Here is a 22,414-nt window from a genome sequence, read left to right on the forward strand (position 1 = left end):
GGCGCGATGGACGCGGCGGCGGCATAGGCCGTGTGCGGCCCATGCGGGAGAGCAAACCTTATGCCCGGATTGTAGGCGCTTTGCGTCGCGCGACGCTATATCGCGCGCTCAGCCGATGTGCACGCGCAGCAAGCCGAACAGTTGCGTGCTCACATAAAGCAGCAAACCGATAAAGCCGCCGACCACCGTTCCGTTGATGCGGATGTATTGCAGATCCCGGCCGATGTTCAACTCGATTTGCCGCGACATCTCCGGCGCGTTCCAGTTTTTCACGGTATCGCTGATATGCCGTGTGAGGAATCGCGCGAACTCGGGCGCCATCGCGCGCGCGGCTTCTTCGAGGTGATCGTTCAGCGACTGGCGCAGCGCCGGATCGTTCGCGAGTTCGCGGCCCACCCATTGACCGGACGCGACGACTCGCGCATGCAGCGCCGAGTCGCTGCTATGCAGATCGCGCTTGAGCCACGCGCGCAATTCGCCCCACATGTCCTTCACATACGAAGCGAGCGCTTCGCCTTCCACGAGATAGCGCTTCAGTTCCTCGCCTTTTTGCAGGAACGCGGGGTCGCTCTTGAGCTTGACGATCAGCTTGTGCGCCGCGCCGTCGAACTTCTGCCGCAGTTCGTGCGTCGGGTTCTCGCTGATCTGTTCGAGCATGCGGTTCACCGCGTTGGCCAGCGCCTCGGCGCCTTTTTCGCCGAGCCATGCGGACGGCAGAATCTTCTCCATCTTCGGATACTCGCTCCTCACCCAATCGACGATACGTTCCGCGATAAACTCGCGCGCCTGCGGTTCGCGCAGCAGCGCGACGACCTGTTCGATGCCGGCGTCGAGCAGTTCCTGGTGACGGCCGTCCTTCGTAAGCGTATCGAGAATCGAGCCCATCGACTGCGAGAGGTCGACCTTCGCGAGCACGTCGCGCAGCGCGTCCTTGATGAAGACCTGAATGCGCACGTCGTCGGTGAGATCGAGCATGCCGCTCGTCAGTTTCACCACGTAATCGCCGAGGCGCGCGCTGTTGGCGGGCTCGGCGAGCCAGCGCGCGATGCTCTGCGCCGGATCGTGCTTCCTGATCAGACCGACGAGCGACGGCACGTCGAGAAATTTGTCCTGCACGAAGACGGCGAGGTTGTCGGCGATCTTGTGCTTGTTGCGCGGAATGATCGCCGTATGCGCCGACACCAGCGGAATCGGCACGCGTCGGAACAGCGCGGCGACCGCGAACCAGTCCGCGAGTGCGCCGACCATCGCGGCCTCCGCCACCGCCTTGATGCCGTCGATCCACAAGCCGCGCGGCATCAACGCGGTCGCGACGAAGACGCAGGCCGCGGCCGCGAGCAGCAGCAACGGCGTGCGTTTGGCTTTCTTCAGTTCGAGTGCTTTGTTCATCGGCGAGAGAGCCCGGGTCTGGAAACGCGAGTTTAGCGCCGTGAGGGGCGGGGCGGGGCCATGCGAGGCGATGTGAGGTGACGAAGCCCGAGCGATATGGGAAGCACATACGGCTCTTTCGACGCGTCGGCGCGGTAACATGCACGGTTGAACCGCCGCGGCGATGCGCCGAGTCGAATCGCGCGCGCCATGCGGCAACGCAATCGAATGCAATGGAGGCACAGTGATCAGGTTTCTGCACACCGCGGACTGGCAGATCGGCACGCAGTTCGGCCAGTTCGAGCCGGACGAGGCCGCGCATCTCGCGCAGGCGCGCTTCGACACGGTGCGCCGCATCGCGGACGAAGCCACCGCGCGCAAGGTCGACGCCGTGCTCGTGGCCGGCGACGTATTCGATCTGCAAACCGTGTCCGACACGGTGATCCGGCGTCTGTTCGCCGCGCTGCAGGCGTTCGCCGGTCCGTGGATCATGCTGCCAGGCAATCACGACGCGGCGCTCGTCGAAAGCGTATGGACGCGCGCGCAGCGCCTGAACTGCGTGCCGCCGAACGTGCGCATCGTGCTCGAGCCTGGCGTCGTGTTGCTCGACGCATGCCGCTGCGCGCTCCTGTGCGCGCCGCTCACGCAACGCATCACTTACGACGACACCACCGGCTTCTTCGATAACGTCGAAACGCCGCCGGGTTATCACCGCGTCGGCCTCGCGCACGGCAGCGTGAGCGGCATCCTGCAGGAAGGCATCGACTCGTCCAATCCCATTTCGCCGACGCGCGCCGCGAGCGCGCGCCTCGACTATCTGGCGCTCGGCGACTGGCATGGCCACCTTCGCGTCGACGATCGCACGTGGTACGCGGGCACGCACGAGCAGGACCGTTTTCGCGCGAACGATCCGGGCTTCGTGCTCGATGTGAGCTTGAGCGAGCCGGGCGCGCGAGCCGTGGTGGAGGCCGTGCGGGTCGGTCAGTATCAGTGGCATCGGTGGGATGAAACGATCTCCGTGCCGACCGACGTCGACGCATTGAAGGCGCGCCTCGCCACGCTGAGCGGCAGCGACGTGCTGCGCGTCACGGTGCGCGGCACGGCTGCGCTCGCCGATGCCGAAGCGCTCCACGTCGCCGTCGAGGAAACCCGCGCGCGCGTGCGCGCATTGCGCGTCGACGTGAGCGCGCTGCAAGTGCTGCCCACCACCGAAGATCTCGCCGAACTCGGCGCGCAGAGCGGTTATCTGGCGAAAGTGGTCGCGCGTCTGCGCGGTCTGCAGGAAGACCCGCAGTCCGATCCGCAACAGGTCCGGCGCGCGGCCGAGGCGTTATTGCTGCTGGCGCGTTTTCAACGTGAACTGCCGCGTGAGGCGAGGTCCGCATGAAGCTACAAAGCATCGCGATACAGGAATTCAAGCAGTTCACCGGACGGCTTTTTATCGACGACCTTCAGCCCGGACTCAATCTTTTTGTGGGGCCGAACGAAGCGGGCAAGAGCACGATTGCCGAGGCCGTGCGCGCGGTGTTCCTCGAACGTTACAAGGCTTCGCACCTGAAGGATTTGTTGCCGTGGGGCAAGGCGAGCGGGCAGCCTTCCGTCGAAGTGAGCTTCGATCTGGACGGCGTTGCATGCCGCCTGTCGAAGCAGTTCGTCACGCGTCAGCGCTGCGAACTGAAGATCGGCCAAAGCGTGTACGGCGAGGACGAAGCGGAAGACAAGCTCGCGGCCTTGCTCGGCTTTTCGCGCGCCGCGCGCGGTCCGCTGAAGGCCGAGAACGCGGGCGTGCCCGGCTTGCTGTGGGTGCAGCAGGGCGGCACGCAGGAAATGCGCGACTCGACGGGACACGCGGCGCAGTATCTGCGCGATGCGTTGTCGCAATTGTCGGGCAGCCGTGAATCGGCGGGAGAGGACGCGTTGATCGCCGTCGTGCAGCGCGAGCTTCGGCAATTGCTGACCGCGCGCACGCAGAAGTCCACCGGTCCGCTCGCGGAAGCCGAAACGGCGCTGAGCACATTGAGCGCCGAGCGCGACGATCTCGTCCGGCAGCGCGAGCAGTTCGACGAAAACATCGCGCGTCTCGCCGCGCAGCAGGAAGCGTTCGACGACGCCGAGCGCAAGCGGCCCTGGGAGCTTCACGAGCAGAAGGCGCTGCTCGCGCAACAGCGCGCCGATGCCGCCGTGCAACTCGAGCGCGGCGTGCAGGATCTCGTGCAGGCGCTCAAAGTCGCCGAGGCGCAACTCGCGCTGCCGATGCAGCAGGAACAGGACGCGGTGGCACTCGAGGCGGCCGTCGCGCGCGATCGTCAGCAACTCGACGCGGCGCGCGCCAACGTGTCCGCCGTCGAGACCGAACATGCGCAAGCGTCGAGCCGCGTCGTGCAACTGGAGCAAGCCTCGGCCGATGCCAACCGCGCGCTCGAACTGGCCAACGCAGCGGTGAGCGCCGCGGATTTGCGCAGCCAGATCGGTCTTTATCGCGCCGAACTCGAACGGCTCGAAGCGGCGATCGGCGCGGCGAGCGAAGCGCACGAAGCGCTTGTCGAAGCGACACGCGCCGCGGCCGCGCTCGAAATCGACGAGACGAAACTGAAGCGCCTGGCTTCGCTCGATGCGTCGTTGACCGTGCTGCGCGCGCGCACCGAAGCGGCGATGACGCGTATCGAATACCGGTTGAACGGATCGATTACGGTCGGCGATGCGCGGATCGGCGGCGAGGGCGTGCTGCGTCTGGAAGAAGAAAAGCGCATTGGTCTCGGCGAACTCGGCGAGTTGCGCGTGATTCCCGGCGTCTCCGATTTGCCCGCGCGATTGTCCGAACTCGCGGCGCTCGAAGCGCAGCACGCGCAGTCGTTGCAGGCGCTCGGCGTGGCGTCGCTCGCGCAAGCCGAACAAAGGCATGAGCAGTGGAAGGCGCTCGTCGCGCAGCAGACGAGTCACGCGAAGGTGCTCGACGCGCATGCGCCGCACGGCATCGACGCGTTGCGCGCGGCGTCGGCTTCGGCGAGCGCGCGCTTGCAGGCCGCGAACGAACGGCTCGCGAGTTTGCCCGATGTCTCGTCGGCGTTGCCGCTCGACGAAGCGCGGCGCAACGCGGACCTTGCGCGCGCCGCGTTGGAAAGCGCCCGCAAGCTGTTGAACGATGCCGCGGAAAAGCGTTCGACCGGCATTGCCACGGCCGAATCGCTCGCGCTTCAATTGCAGCGCAAGGAAGCGCAATTGAGCGACGCGGCGTTTTGCAGCAACCGCGCGCAATGGCAGGCGAAGATTGTCGAACAGCGCGTGCAGGTCGAAGCGCTGACGAAGCAGCGCGAAGGACGCGAGCGCGAACTCGAGGCCGCGCGTCTGGACGATCCCGCCGCCGAGGCGCAGCGTTATCGCGCGTCTGCGCAGCTTGCGCGTCAGGAGCAGCATGAGCGCCAGGTGCGCATTGCGCATTTGCGCAGCCAGTTGGAGACGGTGGGCGCATCGGGACTCGGCGAGCGGCTCGCCGCGCTCGAGGCAAAGATCGAGCAGGCCACGCGCCGCAAGGACGAATTGAGCTTGCGCGCCGGTGCGTTGAGTCTGCTCGATGAAGTGCTCGTCGCCGAACGCGATGCGGCGGTCGCGCAACTGCGCGCGCCGTTGACCGAGCGCCTCGGCCATTATCTGAAGCGGATTTTCCCGCAATCGACGATTGCGCTCGGCGACGATCTGAGTCCCGCGACGCTCGACCGCTATGGCCGCGCCGATACGCTCGACGCGTTGAGCTTCGGCACGCGCGAACAGCTCGGCATTCTCACGCGGCTCGCGTACGCGGATCTATTGAAGGCGTCGGGCCGGCCGACGCTGCTCATGCTCGACGATGCCGCCGTGCATACCGACGCCGCTCGCCGCGACGCGATCAAGCGGGCGTTGATCGACGCGGCGTCGCGGCATCAGATACTCGTGTTCACCTGTCACCCCGAGTTGTGGGACGACCTGGGCGTGAGGCAGCGCGCGATCGACGATATCAAGGCGGCGGCGTGACTTTTGCTCCTACACGCTCTACAGGCCGCGCTCATTGATACCAGCGCGGCGTATAGACCCATTGCGCGCCTTTGCTAAAGCGGCGCGTCGTTGACGAGCCGACGATCACCATCGTGCGCATGTCGACATCGGCGGAATGCAGTTCGGCCAGCGTGACCGTGCGCAGCGTGCCGCCCGGTCTGCCGATGTCGCGTCCGAGCACGACCGGCGTATCGGCCGCGCGGTATTCACGCACGATGTCGAGCGCCTTGTCGAGTTGCCACGGACGGGCGCGCGAAATCGGGTTGTAGAACGCCATCACGAGGTCCGCTTGCGCTGCATGCCGCAAGCGGTTTTCGATGATGCTCCACGGCTTCAGATTGTCCGACAGCGACAGCATGCAGAAGTCATGGCCGAGCGGCGCACCCGCTTGCGCGGCGGTGGCGAGCGCGGCCGATACGCCCGGCACGATGCTGAGTTCGACGGCGGCCCACGCGTTGTTGTCCGACGCGTCGAGCGCTTCGAGCACGGCCGCGGCCATCGCGAACACGCCGGGGTCGCCGGACGACACCATCACCACCGAGCGTCCCTCGCTCGCGAGTTCGAATGCATGGCGCGCGCGCTGCATTTCCTCGCGGTTGTCGGTCGCGTGCACACGCTGGTCGGCGCGCAGCGGGCCGGCCATTTTCACGTAGGTCTCGTAGCCGAGGATGTCGGTGGCTTCGTCGAGCGCGTCCCGGGCGGCGGGCACCATGAGATCGGCGCTGCCGGGGCCGAGGCCGATCACCGTTAGGCGGCCGCGCGCACGGCCTATCGTGTGGGGATCGATGGCCAAAGGCGATAGGGCGAGCGCGACGCCTTGGGCGTGGTCGTCGTTGAGCGTTTCGTAAGGGATGCGCAATGCGGCGTTTAAGAGCGTGTGCAGCACGCTCGCCGATGAGCGGTCGTCTGCGGAACGAGGTTCGACAAAACGCAGCGGCACGTTCAGGCTTGCGGCGGCTTCGGCCAACGCCGCGTGCGCCATATCTTCCGACGACGCCACCAACGCCGCGAGCGAAAGCGGAGCAAGCCCGTGCGCCTCAAGTGAAGCGCGCACGCGAGCGACAATCTCCGACGCTTCTCCCAACGCCACCGCCGCAACCACGCTGCGTGGATGAATCACAAGCTCATCCTCGCGCCCATTCCACGCGTGCGGCGTCACGCGAATCGCGAGCCGCGCGGATGCGGAACGCGGCAGTTGCGCGTCGTCGAGCCACGGCGCGTCGCCTTCGACGCGCGTGCTTTCGCCCGCCAGCAGATCCGACACGAAGCGCTTGCCCTGGCCTGGATCGGCGAGCGCGTAGCCTTCGGGCGGATTCAGCACGCAGGTGCCGAACCGCAGTTCTCCGCTCGTCGTGATGGCGGGCGAGACACCGAGCGCGGCCGCGATGTCGCGCGCCATTACGTTGACGCCGGCAAGGCCGCCGAGCAGCGGCACGACCGCGCTGCCGTCTTCGGCGACGGCCAGCACCGGCGGCTCCGCGCCCTTGTTCGACAAGAGCGGCGCGACGCAGCGAATCACGATGCCGGCCGCGCACAGCGCGATGATCGGCGTGCCGCGCGCGTACAGCTCGCGCAGATGCGCGCCGAGTTCTGTGTAAGCGACATCGGCCTGCACGCGTCCTTGCAGCGCATGCACCTGCGAACCGGCCGTGAGCGCCTGAATGCGCCGCGCCGTGTCCAACGCGCCCACGCCCAGAATGACGATGGCGGGCGGCATCATCCTTGCCATTTTTCCCCCGGCACGACGAGCAGCGAGAAATACGGCGACGCCATCGGATCGACTTCGGCGAGCGGCACGATGCGCTGATTGCCCATCGTCGCGCGCTCGACGTACAACGCGCGATGCGCGAGGCCGAGATCGCCGAGCACGCGCCGCACCTTGTCGAAGTTGCGGCCGAGTTTCATCACAACGGCGGCGTCGGCATCGGCGAGACGGCGGCGCAGTTCGTCTTCGGGCAGCACGCCCGACAGCACCGACAGGCTCTGGTTGCGATAGACGAGCGGCGCCCCGAGCACGGCCGCGCCGCCGAGCATCGAGCACACGCCCGGCACGACCTCGCTCTCGTAGCGCGCGGCGAGCCGGTCGTGCAGATACATATACGAGCCGTAGAAAAACGGATCGCCTTCGCAGATCACCGCGACGTCGCGCCCCGCGTCCAGATGTCCGCCGACGATCTGCGCGGCCGTGTCGTAGAAGTCCGCGATGATCGCTTCGTACGAAAGCGGCGGCTCGAGCGCCTCGGTCGTCACGGGATAGACGAGCGGCAGATGCTGCTGCGCGTCGTGCAAATGCGCCTCGATGATGCTGAACGCGTTGCCCTTCTTGCCCTTCGCGACGAAGTACGCGACCACCGGCGCGGCCTTCAGGAGACGCAGTGCTTTGAGCGTGATGAGTTCGGGATCGCCCGGACCCACGCCGAGTCCGAAGAGACGCCCTGCACGTTGCGGCGCGGCGGTCATTCGACCTCCGTCGCCAGCGCGTTGACCGCGGCGGCGGCCATCGCGCTGCCGCCGCGGCGGCCATGCACGACGACATACGGCACGCCGCGGCTGTCGCCCGCGAGCATGGCTTTCGATTCGGCCGCGCCGACGAAGCCGACCGGAAAGCCGAGAATCAGCGCGGGTTTCGGCGCGCCGGCATCGAGCATGTCGAGCAGATGAAACAGCGCGGTCGGCGCATTGCCGATCACGACGACGCTGCCCGCAAGACGCGGACGCCACAATTCGAGCGCGGCGGCCGAGCGCGTGTTGCCGAGTTCGCGCGCGAGGTCGGGCACGTCTTCGTGCGTGAGCGTGCAGATCACGTCGTTGTTCGCGGGCAGGCGCGCGCGCGTGATGCCTTGCGCGACCATGCCGGCGTCGCAGAGAATCGGCGCACCTTGCGCGAGCGCGAGGCGCCCCTCCGTGCCGGCATTCGGCGAGAACGCGAGATCGCCGATCACGTCGACCATCCCGCACGCGTGGATCACGCGCACCGCGAGCTTTTCGAGGTCGGCGGGGATGCGCGACAGATCGGCTTCGGCGCGGATCGTCGCGAAGGATTGGCGATAGATCTCCTGACCGTCGCGAATGTAATCAAGCATCGGTATCACTCATTTGAGTCGGGCATTCTGGTCGTGCGTCCTGGGCGTGCGTCTGTCCGGCTTGGGCGAGTTGCGCGAGGGTGTCGGCGGCTTGTGCGATCGTCAGTCGGCGCGCGACGCATTCGCCGAAACCCGGCTGTGCGTCGCGCCGGTAAAGATCGTAGAGGCCGGGCGCCGCGGCAAGCAGCGTGAACGGCGCGCAATGCGCGGCGGCGCAGGAGCGCGGGCAGCCGCTCAGGTGCACGTCGACGCCCGCGGGCAGGCGCGCGGCGAGCGCGAGCGCGTCGGCTTTGGTATCCGCGAGACTTTTTGCACAGCCGGTGGAACCGGCGCACGCGATGAGGCGTGAAGCGGGGTCGTCCAGGTCGCACGCAAAGCCGAGCGTTTTTAGCGCGGTAAGCACGGCGGGCACGGCATGTGTGGCGATGTCGGGCAGCAGAACGCTTTGCCACGGCGTGATGCGTAGCGCGCCGTTCGCGTGTTGCCGCGCCAGCGAAGCGAGGCCATGCAGCGCGGTTGCGTCGATGCGGCCGAGCAGCGGTTGACCGCCGACGTGCCACGTTCCCGCGATACGCTGGGCGTGAGCGCCGACGCGCAGCGTGGCATCGGCGGGCGTGCTGCGCTGCCACTCGGCGAGCGCTGCGTCGCGTGCCAACGGGAAATCGACGTAGGTTTGCGCGTGTCGCAGGATTGCGTCGGCGGAATGTTCGGCGAGCAGGTGACGCATGCGGGTCGTGTCGGAGTCGGCGGCGAGATCGAGAAACGTATGCAGCAGCGCCCGCACCAGCGCCGGAACTTGCGACGGCAGCACGGCGGCGAGTGCGCCTGCATGAATCGTCGCCGAATTCGTCGCAGCAACCGGTGGACAACCGGCGAGGCCGAACACGAAGCGGATCTCGCCGGAACCACCCTGCGATGCCGCGAGCCACACGTCATGCGGATGATCGAGCCGCGCAAGACGCTCGCCGCCGTCGACGAGCAGCGCGAATTTCGGCGACAGCGCCGCGAAACGCGCGTCGCTTTGCAAGAGCGCGAGCAAAGTCGTGCAAAGCGGCCTTGTGTCGAAAAGCGCAGAACGGTCGCGCCCCGCGGCAGGGCTGATCATCACATTGCGGATGTCGTCGGCGGCTGAAGCGGTGAGGGCGGCGGCAGAGTTCGCATCGGCCTCGGCGGGAGCATCAGCACCAGCCTCCGCCAAAGGCCCAAGCCCCGCATCGACCAACGCCGCAATCAACGCCGCTTCCTCGCCGCCACGAACGCCGCGCAGTTGCAGATTCGCGCGGTTCGTCAACTCGATCACGCCCGCCGCGTGCCGCGTGCTCGCATCCGCGATCGCGTGGGCCTGAGCCGCGCTCAGCTCGCCGCCCGGCAGCTTGATCCGGCAGATGCCGCCGTCGCGCGCGGCGACGATCCGCGCGAGCCCCGGACACGCCGAGGGCCGCAGCGCGAAAGCCGCGTCAGGCAATACAGTGGAGGAGGGAGAAGCTCGATTCAAGACGGACACCGCGGTTAGCGTCGCGCGACGGCCCGAGCAAGCGATAAAGCGGCTTGGCTGCGGCATCGGTACACCCCGCCCGATGTTGGCTGGCACGAACAGTCTCGCCGGCAGGTCTCCTGGCTCGCAGGTCGTCGTCCGCCGCGGCCTTCCCGGTCGAACCAGTGGCGCTTAGCGCAGGCGGACTCGCTGCATACAGTTGCGGGGGCAGCCGCAGCGGCGATGGTTTCCCCGCTGTGTTCCCTCTTAGGCCCCGAAGGGCACCGGCGGCTGTATTATGCCTTTTTTCGGATAGCACAACGAGGCTGGACGCTTTGACCGGCGTGGCGCAGCGCATTGTTTTGAGAGACATCATGAGGAAGGATGCATGCCGGCGTGGCTGACGGTAGTGGGCATCGGCGACGACGGCTTCGCCGGTTTGGGACGGCCCGCGCGGCGTGCGTTGCTGGAGGCGTCGGCGATTTACGGCGGCGAGCGTCATCTGTCGATGCTGCCGGCGCGGCTTGCCGCGCGCCGCGCCGCGTGGCCGCGTCCGTTCGATCTCGCGCCGTTGCTCGCCGAGCGCGGCCGCTCCGTCTGCGTGCTGGCGAGCGGCGATCCGATGCTGTTCGGCGTCGGCGCGACGCTGGCCAGGCAGTTGCCGGCCGACGAGTTGCGCGTGCTGCCCGCACCTTCGTCGTTGTCGCTGGCCGCCGCCCGGCTTGGCTGGCCGTTGCAGGATGCGGCCGTCGTGTCGCTGGTCGGCCGGCCGCAGCCGACGCTGAACGCGCATCTGCATGACGGCGCGCGCGTGTTCGTGTTGAGCGCGGACGGCGGCACGCCCGCGGCGCTCGCTGCGCTGCTGAACGCGCGCGGCTTCGGCGCGACGCGCATGACCGTGCTCGAACATCTCGGCGGCGACGCGGAGCGGCGCATCGACGGCCGCGCGGATCAGTGGTCCGCGCGCGACGTTGCCGCGCTGAACCTGATCGCGCTCGAATGCCGCGCGACGGATGGCGCGCCGCGTCTGCCGCTCACTTGCGGCTTGCCCGACGACGCGTTTCGCCACGACGGCCAGTTGACCAAACGCGATGTGCGCGCGATCACGCTCGCGCGCCTCGCCCCGACGCCCGGCGAATTGCTGTGGGACGTGGGCGCGGGCAGCGGCTCGATTGGCATCGAATGGATGCGCGCGCATCCGGCTTGCCGCGCGATTGCCATTGAAGCGCACGCGGAGCGGCAGCGCTTTATCGAACACAATCGCGATGCGTTGGGCGTGCCGGGGCTGCAACTCGTCGCGGGCCGCGCGCCTGAAGCACTCGACGGGCTGCCGACGCCGGATGCGGTGTTCATCGGCGGCGGCGTGACGGTGCCGGGTGTACTCGACGCGTGCTGGGCGAGTCTGCGCGACGGCGGCCGGCTGGTCGCCAACGCGGTGACGTTGCAAGGCGAGGCGGCGCTTGCCGCATGGCGCGAACAGCATGGCGGCACGCTGACGCGCATCGCGCTTGCCGATGCACAACCGCTCGGCGGATTCGATACGTGGCGGCAGGCGCTGCCGATCACCTTGCTCGATGTGGTGAAGCCCTGCGGCGACGAGCGCGCCGCAAGCCGCCCACAGCCCGAACGCTCCGCCTGACCGCGATGCGCGACGAGACCCCCGAACAACCCGCGCCGCTGCGCAGCGGCTACACGACCGGCAGTTGCGCCACCGCGACGTCGCTGGCGGCGGCGCGTCTGCTGCTCGCGGGCGTGGTCAGCGACATCGCCGAAATCGTGTTGCCGAAGGGCCAGCATGTGCCGATGCCGCTCGTGTTCTGCCGCCTGACCGACGACGGCGCCGAGGCCGGCACGATCAAGGACGCCGGCGACGATCCCGACGTCACGCACGGCGCCGTGGTGTTCGCGCGCGTGCGCCTCGTCGCGGAAGCGGGCGTGGTGTTTCGCGCCGGACCGGGCGTGGGCACCGTCACGCGCGCCGGTCTGACGCTCGCGGTCGGCGAGCCGGCGATCAACCCCGTGCCGCGTCAGATGATGACCGCGCACCTCGCCGAACTCGCCGCCGAGCACGGCTATCGCGGCGGCTTCGAAGTGACGATCGGCGTCGAGGGCGGCGAAGCGCTCGCGCTCAAGACGATGAACCCGCGGCTCGGCATTCTCGGCGGGCTGTCGATTCTGGGCACGACCGGCATCGTGCGCCCGTTCTCGTGCTCGGCGTATATCGCGTCGATTCATCAAGGCATCGACGTCGCGCGCGCGAACGGCTATACGCATGTCGCCGCCTGCACCGGCAACGCCAGCGAAGACGCGATGCGCGCGCATTACGGCTTGCCCGACATCGCGTTGATCGAAATGGGCGATTTCGTCGGCGCGGTGCTCAAGCATATGAAGCGCGCGCCGGTCGAGCGGCTGAGCATTTGCGGCGGCTTCGGCAAGCTGAGCAAGCTCGCGGCGGGCCACCTCGATCTGCATAGCCGCAACTCGAGCATCGACCTTGAACGGCTCGCCGTATGGGCCGCCGAACACGGCGCCGACGACGCGTTGCAGGCCGCGATTCGCGCGGCCAACACGAGTCAGCAGGCCGTCGCGCTCGCGCATGCGCAACAGGTGCCGCTTGCCGACATCGTCTGTGAACATGCGCTTCGCGTGGCGCGCGAGATCGTGCCGCCGCAGGTGAGCGTCGAGACATTCGCGATCGACCGCCAGGGCAATCTGATCGGAGCGGCGCGATGACGCGGGTTCTGCTGCTCGGCGGCACCGGCGACGCGTTGCACATCGCGCGGCAGCTTGCCGCGCACGATGTCTACAGTCTCGCCGGACTCGGCAAGGTGCCCGACGATCTGCGCTGCGCGGTGCGCGTGGGCGGCTTCGGCGGCAGTGAAGGGATGCAGCGCTATATCGAACAGGAGGCGATCGGCCTCGTGATCGACGCGACGCATCCGTACGCGGCGCAAATTAGCGCGAACGCGGCGCAGGCGGCCAGGTCCGCGCGCGTGCCGTGCTGGGCGCTGCGCCGGCCCGCCTGGCAGCCGCAAGCCGGCGACGACTGGCGCATGGTCGATGACTGGGACGAACTCACGGCGGCGCTGGCGCCATTCGCGCGGCCGCTCTTCACGCTTGGACGCGAACCGCTCGCGCATCTCGACGAGATTCCCGCGCATCAGTTCTGGTTCGTGCGCTGCCTCGATTCGCACGCGGATACCGCACGCGCTCGCATACTCGCGGCGCGCGGACCGTTCACACTGGAAGGCGAACGCGCGCTGTTCGCGCTGCAACGCTTCGACGTGCTCGTCAGCAAGAATAGCGGCGGCAGCGCGACCGAAGCGAAGCTCGAAGTCGCACGCGAGCGCCGCTTGCCGGTTGTGATGCTGCGCCGGCCGTCATTGCCTGCGGTGGATCGCGAGTTTGACAGCGCGGCCAGTTTGCTCGAAGCGTTGCCTCGGTCGCACTGAATGGTCTGCATCAATCATGGAGCTTTGAATGACGGTGTTTTTTATCGGCGCGGGTCCTGGGGACCCCGAACTAATCACGGTGAAAGGGCAGCGCCTCGTGCGCCGTTGTCCGGTGATTCTGTATGCCGGTTCGCTCGTACCGGCTGCGGTGCTCGAAGGACATTCGGCGGTCGATGTCGTCAACACCGCTGAGCTTGATCTCGATCAGATCGTGGCCTTGCTGAAACGCGCACACGATAAAGGCCAGGATGTGGCGCGCGTGCATTCGGGCGACCCGTCGTTGTATGGCGCGATCGGCGAACAGATTCGCAGACTGCGCGAACTGGCGATTCCGTACGAGATCGTGCCGGGCGTGACGGCGACCGCTGCCAGCGCGGCCGCGCTCGGCTGCGAGCTGACGTTGCCCGGCGTTTCGCAGACGCTCATTCTCACGCGCTACGCGACGAAAACCGCGATGCCCGAAGGCGAGCAACTTGCCGATCTCGCGCGGCATCGTGCGACGATGGCGATTCACCTGGGCGTGCGGCACCTTGCGCGTATCGTCGACGAATTGCGGCCGCATTACGGCGGCGCATGTCCGATCGCGGTGATCTATCGCGCGAGCTGGCCGGACGAAGAAAAGATCACCGGTACGCTCGACGATATTCTCGGCAAGGTGCAGTCGACGCAGATCGAGCGCACCGCGTTGATTCTGGTCGGCGACGTGCTCGCGGCTGAAGGGTTTGCCGACTCGACGCTGTACGCGAAGGGCTGACGCGTTGCGCATGGGCGGCGCGAAGCGGCGGCGTTGGCTTGCCGTCGCGCAGCTCGCATCGCAAAGCCTCAATCTTCCAGCGGCGCCAGCGCCTCCAGCGGCATCTTTTTCTCCGCGCCGATGTGGATCGCCGGCACCAGCGTCAGCAGCACGACCACAAAAATCGCAATCGCGAAGATCGACATGAACGTGAGGTGCAGCGATTGATGCAGCACCATGCGGATCGCGTCGCCGCCGCCGAAATTCGCCGCCTGATTTTGCAGCAGGCTTTTCAGTTGATCGGACCTGACGGCGGCGCTGCCTCCCGAATGACTCAGCCCGAAGTTGAGCACCGCGCCGAACAGCGTCGCGCCGAGCGTGCTGCCGAGATTACGCGAGAAGAGGTTCGACGCCGTCGCGCTGCCGCGCTCCTCCATCTTGACGATTTCCTGGATCAGGATGAGGCAACTGACGCTCGACGTGCCCATGCCGAAGCCCATGATGAGCGAGCCGAACGCGGCGACGAGCGGCGAGCCGCCCGGCGCGAGAAACAGCAGCAGCACCGCGCCGACCGGAATGAACGCACTGCCGGCGATCAGCATGCGCCGCAGGCCGATGCGGTGAAACACCTTGGCAGCGAGCGTGGCGCCGACGGGCCAGCCGACCATCATCATCGTCAGTGCAAGGCCGGCGATCACGGGCGAGCGGTTCAGCACGCCTTGCACGTACATCGGCAGGAACGTGGTCGAGCCCATCAGGATCATGCCGGAGAGCAAGGTCGCGCCGTTGCACGCGGCAATCGGGCGGCGGCTCCACAGTGCGAACGAGATCATCGGCTCCCTGGCGCGGCGCTCTTGCGCGACGAACAGCAGCAGGCACACGACGAACGCCGCGCCGGCCATCGACGCATGCGCGAGGTCGTCGTCGCCCGCGTAGGTGAGCGCCGTCATCAACGCGGCGATGGCGGCCATGAAGAGCGCTGCGCCCGCGAAGTCGATGGAAGGGCGCGCGTGCCGCTCACCCTCGCGCAGGAAAGCGATGAAGCCCGCAGCCGAGGCGAGGCCGATCGGCACGTTCATCCAGAAGATCCACGCCCACGACATGTTGTGGATGATGAAGCCGCCGACCATCGGCCCGACGACTGCCGAAATCGCCCACACGCTCGCGAGATAACCTTGCACCTTGCCGCGTTCGCGCGCCGGATACAGGTCCGCGACGATGGTCAGCGTGACCGGCTGGATCGCGCCCGCGCCGACGCCCTGAATCAGCCGGAATGCGATCATGGCCGGCATCGACCACGCGAAGCCCGCGAGCACGGAGCCGATCAGAAAGATCGCGATGCCCGCCAGCATGATCGGCTTGCGGCCGTAGAGATCGGCCAGCTTGCCGAACACGACGGTCATCGCCGTTTGAGCGAGCAGGAACGACGAGAAGACCCAGCTATACAGATGCAGATCGCCGAGTTGTGCGACGATCTGCGGCATGGCGGTGGATACGATGGTGGCTTCGATGGCGACCATCGCCATCGAAGCCATGACGGCGGCAATGACCAAAGGACGCGACGATTGCGGATGGCGGGACATGGGGCGAAGTTGGTATCAGAATAGTGGGTGCGTCTGCCGGGCGGCGCCTGGCTGATGCATGATGCGCGGTCGGCGCTATGACGTCGGCGTGGCCGTTCGAGCGGCCGAAAGCGAGTATGCACCTTGCAGGGAATCTTCGCAGCGTAGTGCTGCAGTGAAGCGGTGCGTGCCGTCATGGCACAACGCTTGCGACTCCCGCAATTCTTTCGACACATGGAGGATCATTATGAGGATCGAATTCACCGGACGCCGTGAAGTGGTGGCGGCTGCGCGCGTCGCCTTCGAAGCCAATGTCGACGGAAAGGACGTCTGGTGCAGCGTATCGCTCGACGCGCTCAACGACCATTTCGGCAACGGCGGGCCGTCGGCGCACGATCTCGTGGGCACGTTCGAGGCGAACCGCGCGCAGATCGAAAACGCCACCAAGCGGGTGCTCGAAAAAAACGGCGGGCAATCGGTGGAACTCGAAACGCGCGATTTCGACAAGACGGGGCCGTGAGGTCGTCGTAGCCGGGGCCGGCATGCGCCGGCTTTGACGGCGCGACGACGCGGCAAGGACACACACGCCGGGCCGCACTGGCGCGGCGTGTTACGCGGCGGCCTCGGCGGCGCATGCCTATCGCGTGGCAACGCGGCAACGCGGTATAGTCGCGCGAATCCGTAGCGGCTGTGCGCTGCGCGCCGCGCAACTTCGAACCTTCGACTATCGGAGAGAACATCTTGCAGGAAATCATCGAGGGCTTGATCCGCTTTCAACGCGACGTGTTTCCGCAGCAAAGCGCTTTGTTCAAGCGCCTGTCCGCCGCGCAAAGCCCGAGCGCGCTTTTCGTGACGTGCTCGGACAGCCGCGTGGTGCCCGAACTGCTGACGCAGTCGGAACCCGGCGCGCTGTTCGTGATTCGCAACGCGGGCAATATCGTGCCCTCGTATGGTCCCGAGCCGGGCGGCGTGTCGGCGACCGTCGAATATGCGGTCGCGGTGCTCGGCGTACGCGACATCGTGATATGCGGCCACTCGAATTGCGGCGCGATGACCGCGATCTCGAGCAACACCAACCTCGAACATCTGCCGGCGGTGGCGGGCTGGCTGCGTCACGCCGATGCCGCGAAGGCGATCAATGCGTCGCGCACCTATGAGTCGGCGGCGGAACGTCTCGACGCGCTGGTCAAGGACAACGTGGTGGCCCAACTGGCTAATATCCGCACGCATCCGTCGGTGGCGGTCGGGCTCGCGAACAAGACGCTGCAACTGCATGGCTGGCTCTTCCAGATTGAAAGCGGCGTGATGCTTGCACTCGATGGCCGCAGCGGTAAGTTTGTGCCCTTGCTCGAAAATCCGGACGTTTTTGCCGTGTGATTGGGCGGGGGATGGGGGCGGGGGCTTGCGCGCGCGCAGGCGTGCCTACTCCCGTGGCCCGTTGTAGCAGCGAAATGCCAGGCTGATACGCGGCCCGACGCGCTCGCCGAGCTTTGGAATGCCGTGGTCGTGCGTGAACTGCGACGCGTAGCTCATCACCAGACAGCTACCCGGCTCGAGGTCGACATGCACCGCGCGGCCGGGGCCTTTCTTCGGGCGGATCGTCATGCGACGGGCAGCGCCGAGCGATACGATCGCGATCGGCTCGCCGCGCACCAGGTTCGCCGTCTTGTCGCTGTGCGGCGCGACGCTGTCGTGTTCGTCGCGATACAGGTTCAGACCCACGCGGTTAAACGGCGCGCCGACGAGCGAGCGCACGGCTTCGAACGCCTCGCCAAGCGGCGCCGGCAAGTCCGCCGATTCGCGCAGGAACGTGGCGATCAGCCGAGGCACGGCCACCTCGCGCTCGTACATCATCCGCTGATGGCTGCTCCAGCCGATGTTCTTCAGCGCCTCGCCGAACCACTGCTGCGCGAGCGCAAGCGGGACCAGGTCGGGCAGATAACGCATTCCGCCTTCGTTGTCGCTAAACAGGGTAACGGGCTCGGGGGCAAACAGGCCTTGCTGGGACACCATGATTCAACGCCGGGCGCGCAGGCCCCGGCCAGGAAATGACGGGTTCATGCGTGTCATTATACTGTGTTTTTATACAGTGTTTCTACGTCCCGGGAGTCTGCCGCCAGCCTCTGGTCTCCTCGCGCCGCGGCGAACTCACTCGCCGGGGCTATACAGGTCCAGCAGTTTCAGCGTCACGCCGTTCGTCCAGCCAAAGCCGTCCTGAAGCGGATATTCGCCTCCGCCGCCACCGCCAGTGCCCGCGCCTTCCACTACGTATTTCTCGACGAGCTTCTTGTCCGACGCATAGACGCCTTTCACGTCGGCGAGAAAGCGCGTGCCGATCTGCTGCGCGAGCGCGTCCTGGCCATAGCGCTTCAAGCCCTGGATCGCGACCCAGTGCAACGGCGCCCAGCCGTTCGGCGCATCCCACTGCTGCGTGGTGTTGTAGGTCGTCGTGACGAGGCCGCCTGGTTGCAACAACGTCGATTGCACCTGCTGCGCGGTCTTTTTCGCGCGATCCGGCCACGCGGCGCCGACGAACAGCGGGAACACCATCGCCGCGGTTTTGTTGTCGCGCGGTTTGGCGAGTTGCCAGTCATAGTCGCCGTAGTAGCCGTTCGCGTTCCACAAGTAGCGATTGATGCCGAGCGCGCGCTTCGCCGCGCGTCCCGCGAATTCGCCGACACAGCGGAAATCGCGCGTCTCGCCGCAGCCCTTCGCGATGGTGATCTCCAGGTGGAACATCAGGCTGTTGAGATCGACGGGGATGATCGACGTGGTGCGCACCGTCGCGAGCGTCATGTTGTCGCCGAACCAGCGCGAGCTGAAATCCCAGCCGCTTTCGGCGGTGGCGCGCAGTTCGCGGTAGACGTCGTTCGGATTGCGCCCGGTCGCCTTTTGCGCGGTCTGAATGTCCTCAAGATAAGACTCGTCGCGAGGCGTGTCGAGCTCGTCCCAGTAGCGGTTCAGCACCGTGCGATCGGGCATCACGACCACGTTGCGCGTCGCCGATCCGGCCGGCGTCGAGCTTTCGCCCTGCATCCAGTAGCCGTATTCCTTGCGCAGCGCCGGCAGGTACTTCTGATAGACGCCGCGTCCTTCCACCTTGGCCGCGAGTTCGACCATATGCGAGAAGAAGGGTGGCTGCGAGCGGTCGAGGTAGTACGTGCGATTGCCGTTGGGAATATGGCCGAACGTGTCGATCATGTACGCGAAGTTGTCGAGCATGTTGTCGACGAGATCTTCGCGGCCCGCTTCCTGAAGGCCCAGCATCGTGAAGTAGGTGTCCCAGTAGTAGCCTTCGCGAAAGCGTCCGCCGGGCACCACGTATGGCTTCGGCAAGGGAATCAGCGAGCTGTTCGGCGGCGCGCTCATGGTCGTGCGTGTGAGCGCGGGCCACAGCCAGTTGATGTGCTCACGCAGCGTCTGATTCGCGGGCGGCGTGATGACCGGCTCGCTCGGCGGCGTGAAGTACTGATTCACGAAGTTCGCGAGCGAGAAGCCGGGCTTGCTCCTCTGCTGGTGATAAAGCTGCACGATTGCGGCGGGATCCGCATTCGGCGTTGCATCGACGAAGGTCTTCTGGTCCGGATAGATCTGCGCCGTTTGCACGGCCACGAACAGGTCGCCATAGAGTATGTCCGGCGCGGGCGGCAACGTGCCGCCGACCTGCGTGTCGGCGTGACAGACGGACGACAGTCCGATTAGGAAAGCGAAGCTCGACACGGCGGCCGCGCGATGCAGGTACTTGAACCGCGCGGCGGGAAGGGAAGGCTGCGATAAAAAAGCGGGGAAACCGGCGACGCCGGGCGCGCGTCCGGCACAGCGAATGCTGCGCGCTTGCGATGACACAATCATGTCTCCTCCTGAGGAATGGACAACAGGATTGGTCGCCTCTCACGCCCTCTCTTTTGATGACTAGCCGTGATGATCCTTTTGGGGCGTGGCTAGCATGGCATAAAACAGACGGCGCTTCAAACTATGCGGGACGAATGGGCGGGCAGCGTTCTGATGAGGTGTCGGGAGTGCGTGCGGGCCGCGCTCTTTGATTAGTTCGGATGGCGAATTAGTTAATGCTTAAGTCGACGCCGTTACTGTCCGCGATGCGGAGCTAAGCGCGCCGGCGTGTTTCAGATTAGCCCTTGATTCACGGGCTAATCTGTTTCTGAAGCATGAAAGAAACCTTCGCTCACACACCCAACCAGCGTGCAACAACCGGCATCAGCACAGGAACCACGAACGCGGTGAACACGCCGTTAAGCCCCATGCCGAGCCCTGCAAACGCGCCCATCTGCTCGCTGACCTGGAAGGCGCGCGCCGTGCCGATGCCATGCGACGCTATGCCGAGTGCGAAACCGCGCACTTCGGGTTCTGCGATCTTCAGCGCGTTGAGGATGGCCCGTGCGAAGACCGCGCCGAAGACGCCCGTCGATATAACGAGCACTGCGGTCAACGACGGAATCCCGCCGATTTCGGACGCGACGGCCATCGCGATCGGCGTCGTCGCGGATTTCGGTGCGAGCGACGCGAGCGTTTGATGCGATGCGCCGAACAGCGCGGCCACGCCGATCGCCGAAACGATCGCGGTCAACGAGCCGGCGACGAGCCCGCCTAACAGCGGCAACGCATAGCGCCGCAGCTTCGGCCACTGACGAAAGAGCGGCAACGCGAGCGCGACCGTCGCGGGACCGAGCAGGAAGTGCACGAACTGCGCGCCCTCGAAATACGTGGCGTACGGCGTGCCCGTGATCTCGAGCACCGCGACCAGCAGCGCGACCGCGATCAACACCGGATTGGCGAGCGGATTGAAACGCGCCTTCGCATACAACGTCTGCGCGATCAGATACGCGATCAACGTGATGGTGAGGCCGAGCAGCGGGCTTGCCGCAAGATAGACCCAGATCGCGCCCAGCTTGGGTAACGCGGTCATTGTGCGGCCTCCGTATCGGCGCGATCGTGTGGTTGCCGGCGCTGCTGCCGGCGCATCAACGCGCGGGTGACGAGCGCGGCGACCGCAATCGCGAGCGTCGTGCTGACGGCAATCGAGACGATCACCGCAACGGCATCGCCGCGAATGCGGCTTGCCGACACCATGATGCCGACGCCCGCAGGCACGAACAGCAGCGACAGATGCCGCAGCAATTCGAGCGCGGTCGGCTCGATTGCGTCCGCCGTTTGTGGGCGCATCATGATGAAGCCGAACAGCAACAGCATGCCGATCACCGGGCCGGGCACCGGCAAATGGAATACGTAAGACACGCCTTCTCCAAGGCATTGAAATAGAAGCAGGGCGGCGAGCGCTCCCAGCATGTCGATCTCCAGCGCACAAAACGGAAATGCGGCCATTGTGTACCATGCCGATAATTTCGTGGTTCGCGCGAGCGCATTGCCGCGAGTCTCGCGGCTCGGCAGTGCGCTATCGGCTACTTCAACCTGGATGACGCCCATGCAAATCGAACCGTTTCATATCGCCGTGCCTGATGCCGACATCGACGATCTTCACCGACGTATTCGTGCAACGCGCTGGGCGCCCGCGACGCCGTCGCTCGCGTGGCAGCAGGGTATCGACCCTGCATGGCTGCGCGAGTTCGTCGACTATTGGGCGAACCGGTTCGACTGGCGCGCGGCCGAGCAGCGCCTGAACCGGCAGCCGCAATTCATCGCCGATGTGCAGGGACAGCGCGTGCATTTCATTCATCGGCGCGGCGTGGGTCACGCGCCTTATCCGCTCGTCGTCACGCATGGTTGGCCCGGTTCGTTTGTCGAGTTCGAGGCGCTGCTCGAACGGCTCTGCGATCCCACGGCGTTCGGCGGCGATCCCGCGGACTCGTTCGATGTGGTCGTGCCTTCGCTGCCTGGCTTCGCGTTTTCGCCGGCGCCCGCGCAACCGGGCACGTCGGCGTTTCAGGTCGCGGATCTTTGGGTGTCGCTGATGAGCGGGCTTGGCTATCGGCGCTTCGGCGCGCAAGGCGGCGACCTTGGCGCGGGTGTATCGCTTGCGCTGGCGGCGCGGCATCCGCAGGCCGTCGACGGCGTTCATTTGAACTTCCTGCCGAGTTCCTACGAGCCGGCAATCGGCGCGGCGCAACGACCGTTGACATCGGAAGAAGAGCGCTTTTTGCGCGAGAAAAACGACTGGGCCGCACTCGAAGGCGGCTATGCCCACATGCACGCGACGAAGCCGCTGACGCTCGCCGCCTCGCTGAACGATTCGCCGGTTGGACTCGCCGCCTGGATCGCCGAAAAATTCCGCGCGTGGAGCGATTGCGAAGGCGACGTCGAACGCGTGTTTTCGAAGGACGAGTTGCTGACCAACATTTCGCTCTACTGGTACACGCAATGCATCGGGCCGGCCATACAGATGTATTGGGAGAACCGCCTTCAGCCGATGCGTTTTGCCGAAGGCCAGCGCATAGTGCCGCCCGTCGGCTTTGCGCGCTTTCCGAAAGAGATCAGCCATCCGCCGCGCAGTTGGCTCGAACGAACCTTCAACGTCGCGCAGTGGACGGACATGCCGGGCGGCGGCCATTTCGCCGCGATGGAGAAGCCTGACCTGCTGGCCGCCGAGATCCGCAGCTTCTTCAGACCGCTACGCACGTAGCGCGTCAAATCGTGCCGAACAGCGCGCGCGGACGATCTTTCAGCGTGCCCGCCAGCAAGCGCAACGCGCTGACGAGCTGATCGCGGTTCGCGGCGCAGGCGAGGTTGGATACGTTGCT

General features: G+C 66.3%; 19 protein-coding genes and 1 riboswitch. Of the genes, 9 read left to right on the plus strand and 10 right to left on the minus strand.

Annotated features, from left to right (window positions below; all coding sequences use genetic code 11):
- Positions 1-108: 108 nt before the first annotated feature.
- Positions 109-1,389: a DUF445 domain-containing protein gene (locus tag P0D87_RS05180; RefSeq protein WP_053859157.1), complete on the minus strand. Its 1,281-nt coding sequence runs from the start codon at positions 1,387-1,389 to the stop codon at positions 109-111.
- A 223-nt stretch (positions 1,390-1,612) separates the two neighbouring features.
- Here P0D87_RS05180 and P0D87_RS05185 point away from each other — a divergent pair, with 223 nt between their 5' ends.
- The gene (locus P0D87_RS05185; protein WP_053860707.1) at positions 1,613-2,755 is read left to right on the plus strand and encodes a metallophosphoesterase family protein; all 1,143 of its coding nucleotides are present in this window, start codon (positions 1,613-1,615) and stop codon (positions 2,753-2,755) included.
- Positions 2,752-5,376 carry an AAA family ATPase gene (locus P0D87_RS05190; protein ID WP_053859156.1) on the plus strand — a complete coding sequence of 875 codons (2,625 nt, stop codon included), beginning with the start codon at positions 2,752-2,754 and terminating at the stop codon, positions 5,374-5,376. The genes P0D87_RS05185 and P0D87_RS05190 overlap by 4 nt, the downstream gene beginning before the upstream one ends.
- A 31-nt stretch (positions 5,377-5,407) precedes the next feature.
- Here the strand turns inward: P0D87_RS05190 and cobJ are convergent, their stop codons facing one another.
- From cobJ to cobG, 4 genes are read right to left on the minus strand one after another with little or no spacing between them, the layout of a single operon-like run.
- The gene (gene cobJ, locus P0D87_RS05195; RefSeq protein WP_082367080.1) at positions 5,408-7,117 is read right to left on the minus strand and encodes a precorrin-3B C(17)-methyltransferase; all 1,710 of its coding nucleotides are present in this window, start codon (positions 7,115-7,117) and stop codon (positions 5,408-5,410) included.
- Positions 7,114-7,857 (minus strand): precorrin-2 C(20)-methyltransferase, encoded by a 744-nt coding sequence (locus tag P0D87_RS05200; protein WP_029970557.1) that lies wholly within the window; start codon positions 7,855-7,857, stop codon positions 7,114-7,116. The genes cobJ and P0D87_RS05200 overlap by 4 nt, the downstream gene beginning before the upstream one ends.
- Positions 7,854-8,480 (minus strand): precorrin-8X methylmutase, encoded by a 627-nt coding sequence (locus P0D87_RS05205; RefSeq protein ID WP_053859154.1) that lies wholly within the window; start codon positions 8,478-8,480, stop codon positions 7,854-7,856. Before P0D87_RS05205 ends, P0D87_RS05200 begins: the two co-directional genes overlap by 4 nt.
- Positions 8,473-9,984 (minus strand): precorrin-3B synthase, encoded by a 1,512-nt coding sequence (gene cobG, locus P0D87_RS05210; protein ID WP_321175858.1) that lies wholly within the window; start codon positions 9,982-9,984, stop codon positions 8,473-8,475. The genes P0D87_RS05205 and cobG overlap by 8 nt, the downstream gene beginning before the upstream one ends.
- A gap of 83 nt (positions 9,985-10,067) precedes the next feature.
- Positions 10,068-10,258: riboswitch (cobalamin riboswitch) on the minus strand.
- 84 nt (positions 10,259-10,342) lie between these two features.
- Between cobG and P0D87_RS05215 the strand changes: the two genes are divergently transcribed.
- From P0D87_RS05215 to cobM, 4 genes are read left to right on the plus strand one after another with little or no spacing between them, the layout of a single operon-like run.
- Positions 10,343-11,593 (plus strand): bifunctional cobalt-precorrin-7 (C(5))-methyltransferase/cobalt-precorrin-6B (C(15))-methyltransferase, encoded by a 1,251-nt coding sequence (locus P0D87_RS05215; RefSeq protein ID WP_053859152.1) that lies wholly within the window; start codon positions 10,343-10,345, stop codon positions 11,591-11,593.
- 5 nt (positions 11,594-11,598) lie between these two features.
- On the plus strand, positions 11,599-12,687 hold the full coding sequence (locus tag P0D87_RS05220; protein ID WP_053859151.1) for a cobalt-precorrin-5B (C(1))-methyltransferase: 1,089 nt from the start codon (positions 11,599-11,601) through the stop codon (positions 12,685-12,687).
- Positions 12,684-13,406 (plus strand): cobalt-precorrin-6A reductase, encoded by a 723-nt coding sequence (locus P0D87_RS05225; protein ID WP_053859150.1) that lies wholly within the window; start codon positions 12,684-12,686, stop codon positions 13,404-13,406. The genes P0D87_RS05220 and P0D87_RS05225 overlap by 4 nt, the downstream gene beginning before the upstream one ends.
- A gap of 28 nt (positions 13,407-13,434) precedes the next feature.
- Positions 13,435-14,160, plus strand: coding sequence for a precorrin-4 C(11)-methyltransferase (cobM, locus tag P0D87_RS05230; protein ID WP_029970563.1), 726 nt, complete (start codon positions 13,435-13,437; stop codon positions 14,158-14,160).
- A 68-nt stretch (positions 14,161-14,228) separates the two neighbouring features.
- Here the strand turns inward: cobM and P0D87_RS05235 are convergent, their stop codons facing one another.
- On the minus strand, positions 14,229-15,722 hold the full coding sequence (locus P0D87_RS05235) for an MDR family MFS transporter (RefSeq protein WP_053859149.1): 1,494 nt from the start codon (positions 15,720-15,722) through the stop codon (positions 14,229-14,231).
- A gap of 226 nt (positions 15,723-15,948) precedes the next feature.
- On the opposite strand from P0D87_RS05235, the gene P0D87_RS05240 reads away from it, so the two are divergent.
- Together P0D87_RS05240 and P0D87_RS05245 are read left to right on the plus strand one after the other, a co-directional pair.
- On the plus strand, positions 15,949-16,221 hold the full coding sequence (locus P0D87_RS05240; RefSeq protein ID WP_006047020.1) for a DUF1488 family protein: 273 nt from the start codon (positions 15,949-15,951) through the stop codon (positions 16,219-16,221).
- A 221-nt stretch (positions 16,222-16,442) separates the two neighbouring features.
- Positions 16,443-17,078, plus strand: a complete 636-nt coding sequence (locus tag P0D87_RS05245) for a carbonic anhydrase (protein ID WP_006047021.1) — start codon at positions 16,443-16,445, stop codon at positions 17,076-17,078.
- 45 nt (positions 17,079-17,123) lie between these two features.
- Here the strand turns inward: P0D87_RS05245 and P0D87_RS05250 are convergent, their stop codons facing one another.
- From P0D87_RS05250 to P0D87_RS05265, 4 genes are all read right to left on the minus strand, one after another.
- Positions 17,124-17,714 carry an alpha-ketoglutarate-dependent dioxygenase AlkB gene (locus P0D87_RS05250; protein WP_006047022.1) on the minus strand — a complete coding sequence of 197 codons (591 nt, stop codon included), beginning with the start codon at positions 17,712-17,714 and terminating at the stop codon, positions 17,124-17,126.
- A gap of 135 nt (positions 17,715-17,849) precedes the next feature.
- Positions 17,850-19,553: an alpha,alpha-trehalase TreA gene (treA, locus tag P0D87_RS05255; protein ID WP_053859148.1), complete on the minus strand. Its 1,704-nt coding sequence runs from the start codon at positions 19,551-19,553 to the stop codon at positions 17,850-17,852.
- Between the two features lie 331 nt (positions 19,554-19,884).
- Complete coding sequence (locus P0D87_RS05260) at positions 19,885-20,625, minus strand: LrgB family protein (protein ID WP_053859147.1); 741 nt, start codon at positions 20,623-20,625, stop codon at positions 19,885-19,887.
- Positions 20,622-21,005 carry a CidA/LrgA family protein gene (locus P0D87_RS05265; protein WP_053860706.1) on the minus strand — a complete coding sequence of 128 codons (384 nt, stop codon included), beginning with the start codon at positions 21,003-21,005 and terminating at the stop codon, positions 20,622-20,624. The genes P0D87_RS05260 and P0D87_RS05265 overlap by 4 nt, the downstream gene beginning before the upstream one ends.
- Before the next feature lie 136 nt (positions 21,006-21,141).
- On the opposite strand from P0D87_RS05265, the gene P0D87_RS05270 reads away from it, so the two are divergent.
- On the plus strand, positions 21,142-22,296 hold the full coding sequence (locus tag P0D87_RS05270) for an epoxide hydrolase family protein (protein ID WP_053859146.1): 1,155 nt from the start codon (positions 21,142-21,144) through the stop codon (positions 22,294-22,296).
- Positions 22,297-22,414: the final 118 nt, after the last annotated feature.

This window comes from Paraburkholderia sp. RL17-368-BIF-A (assembly GCF_046054045.1).
Lineage (GTDB): Bacteria > Pseudomonadota > Gammaproteobacteria > Burkholderiales > Burkholderiaceae > Paraburkholderia > Paraburkholderia graminis.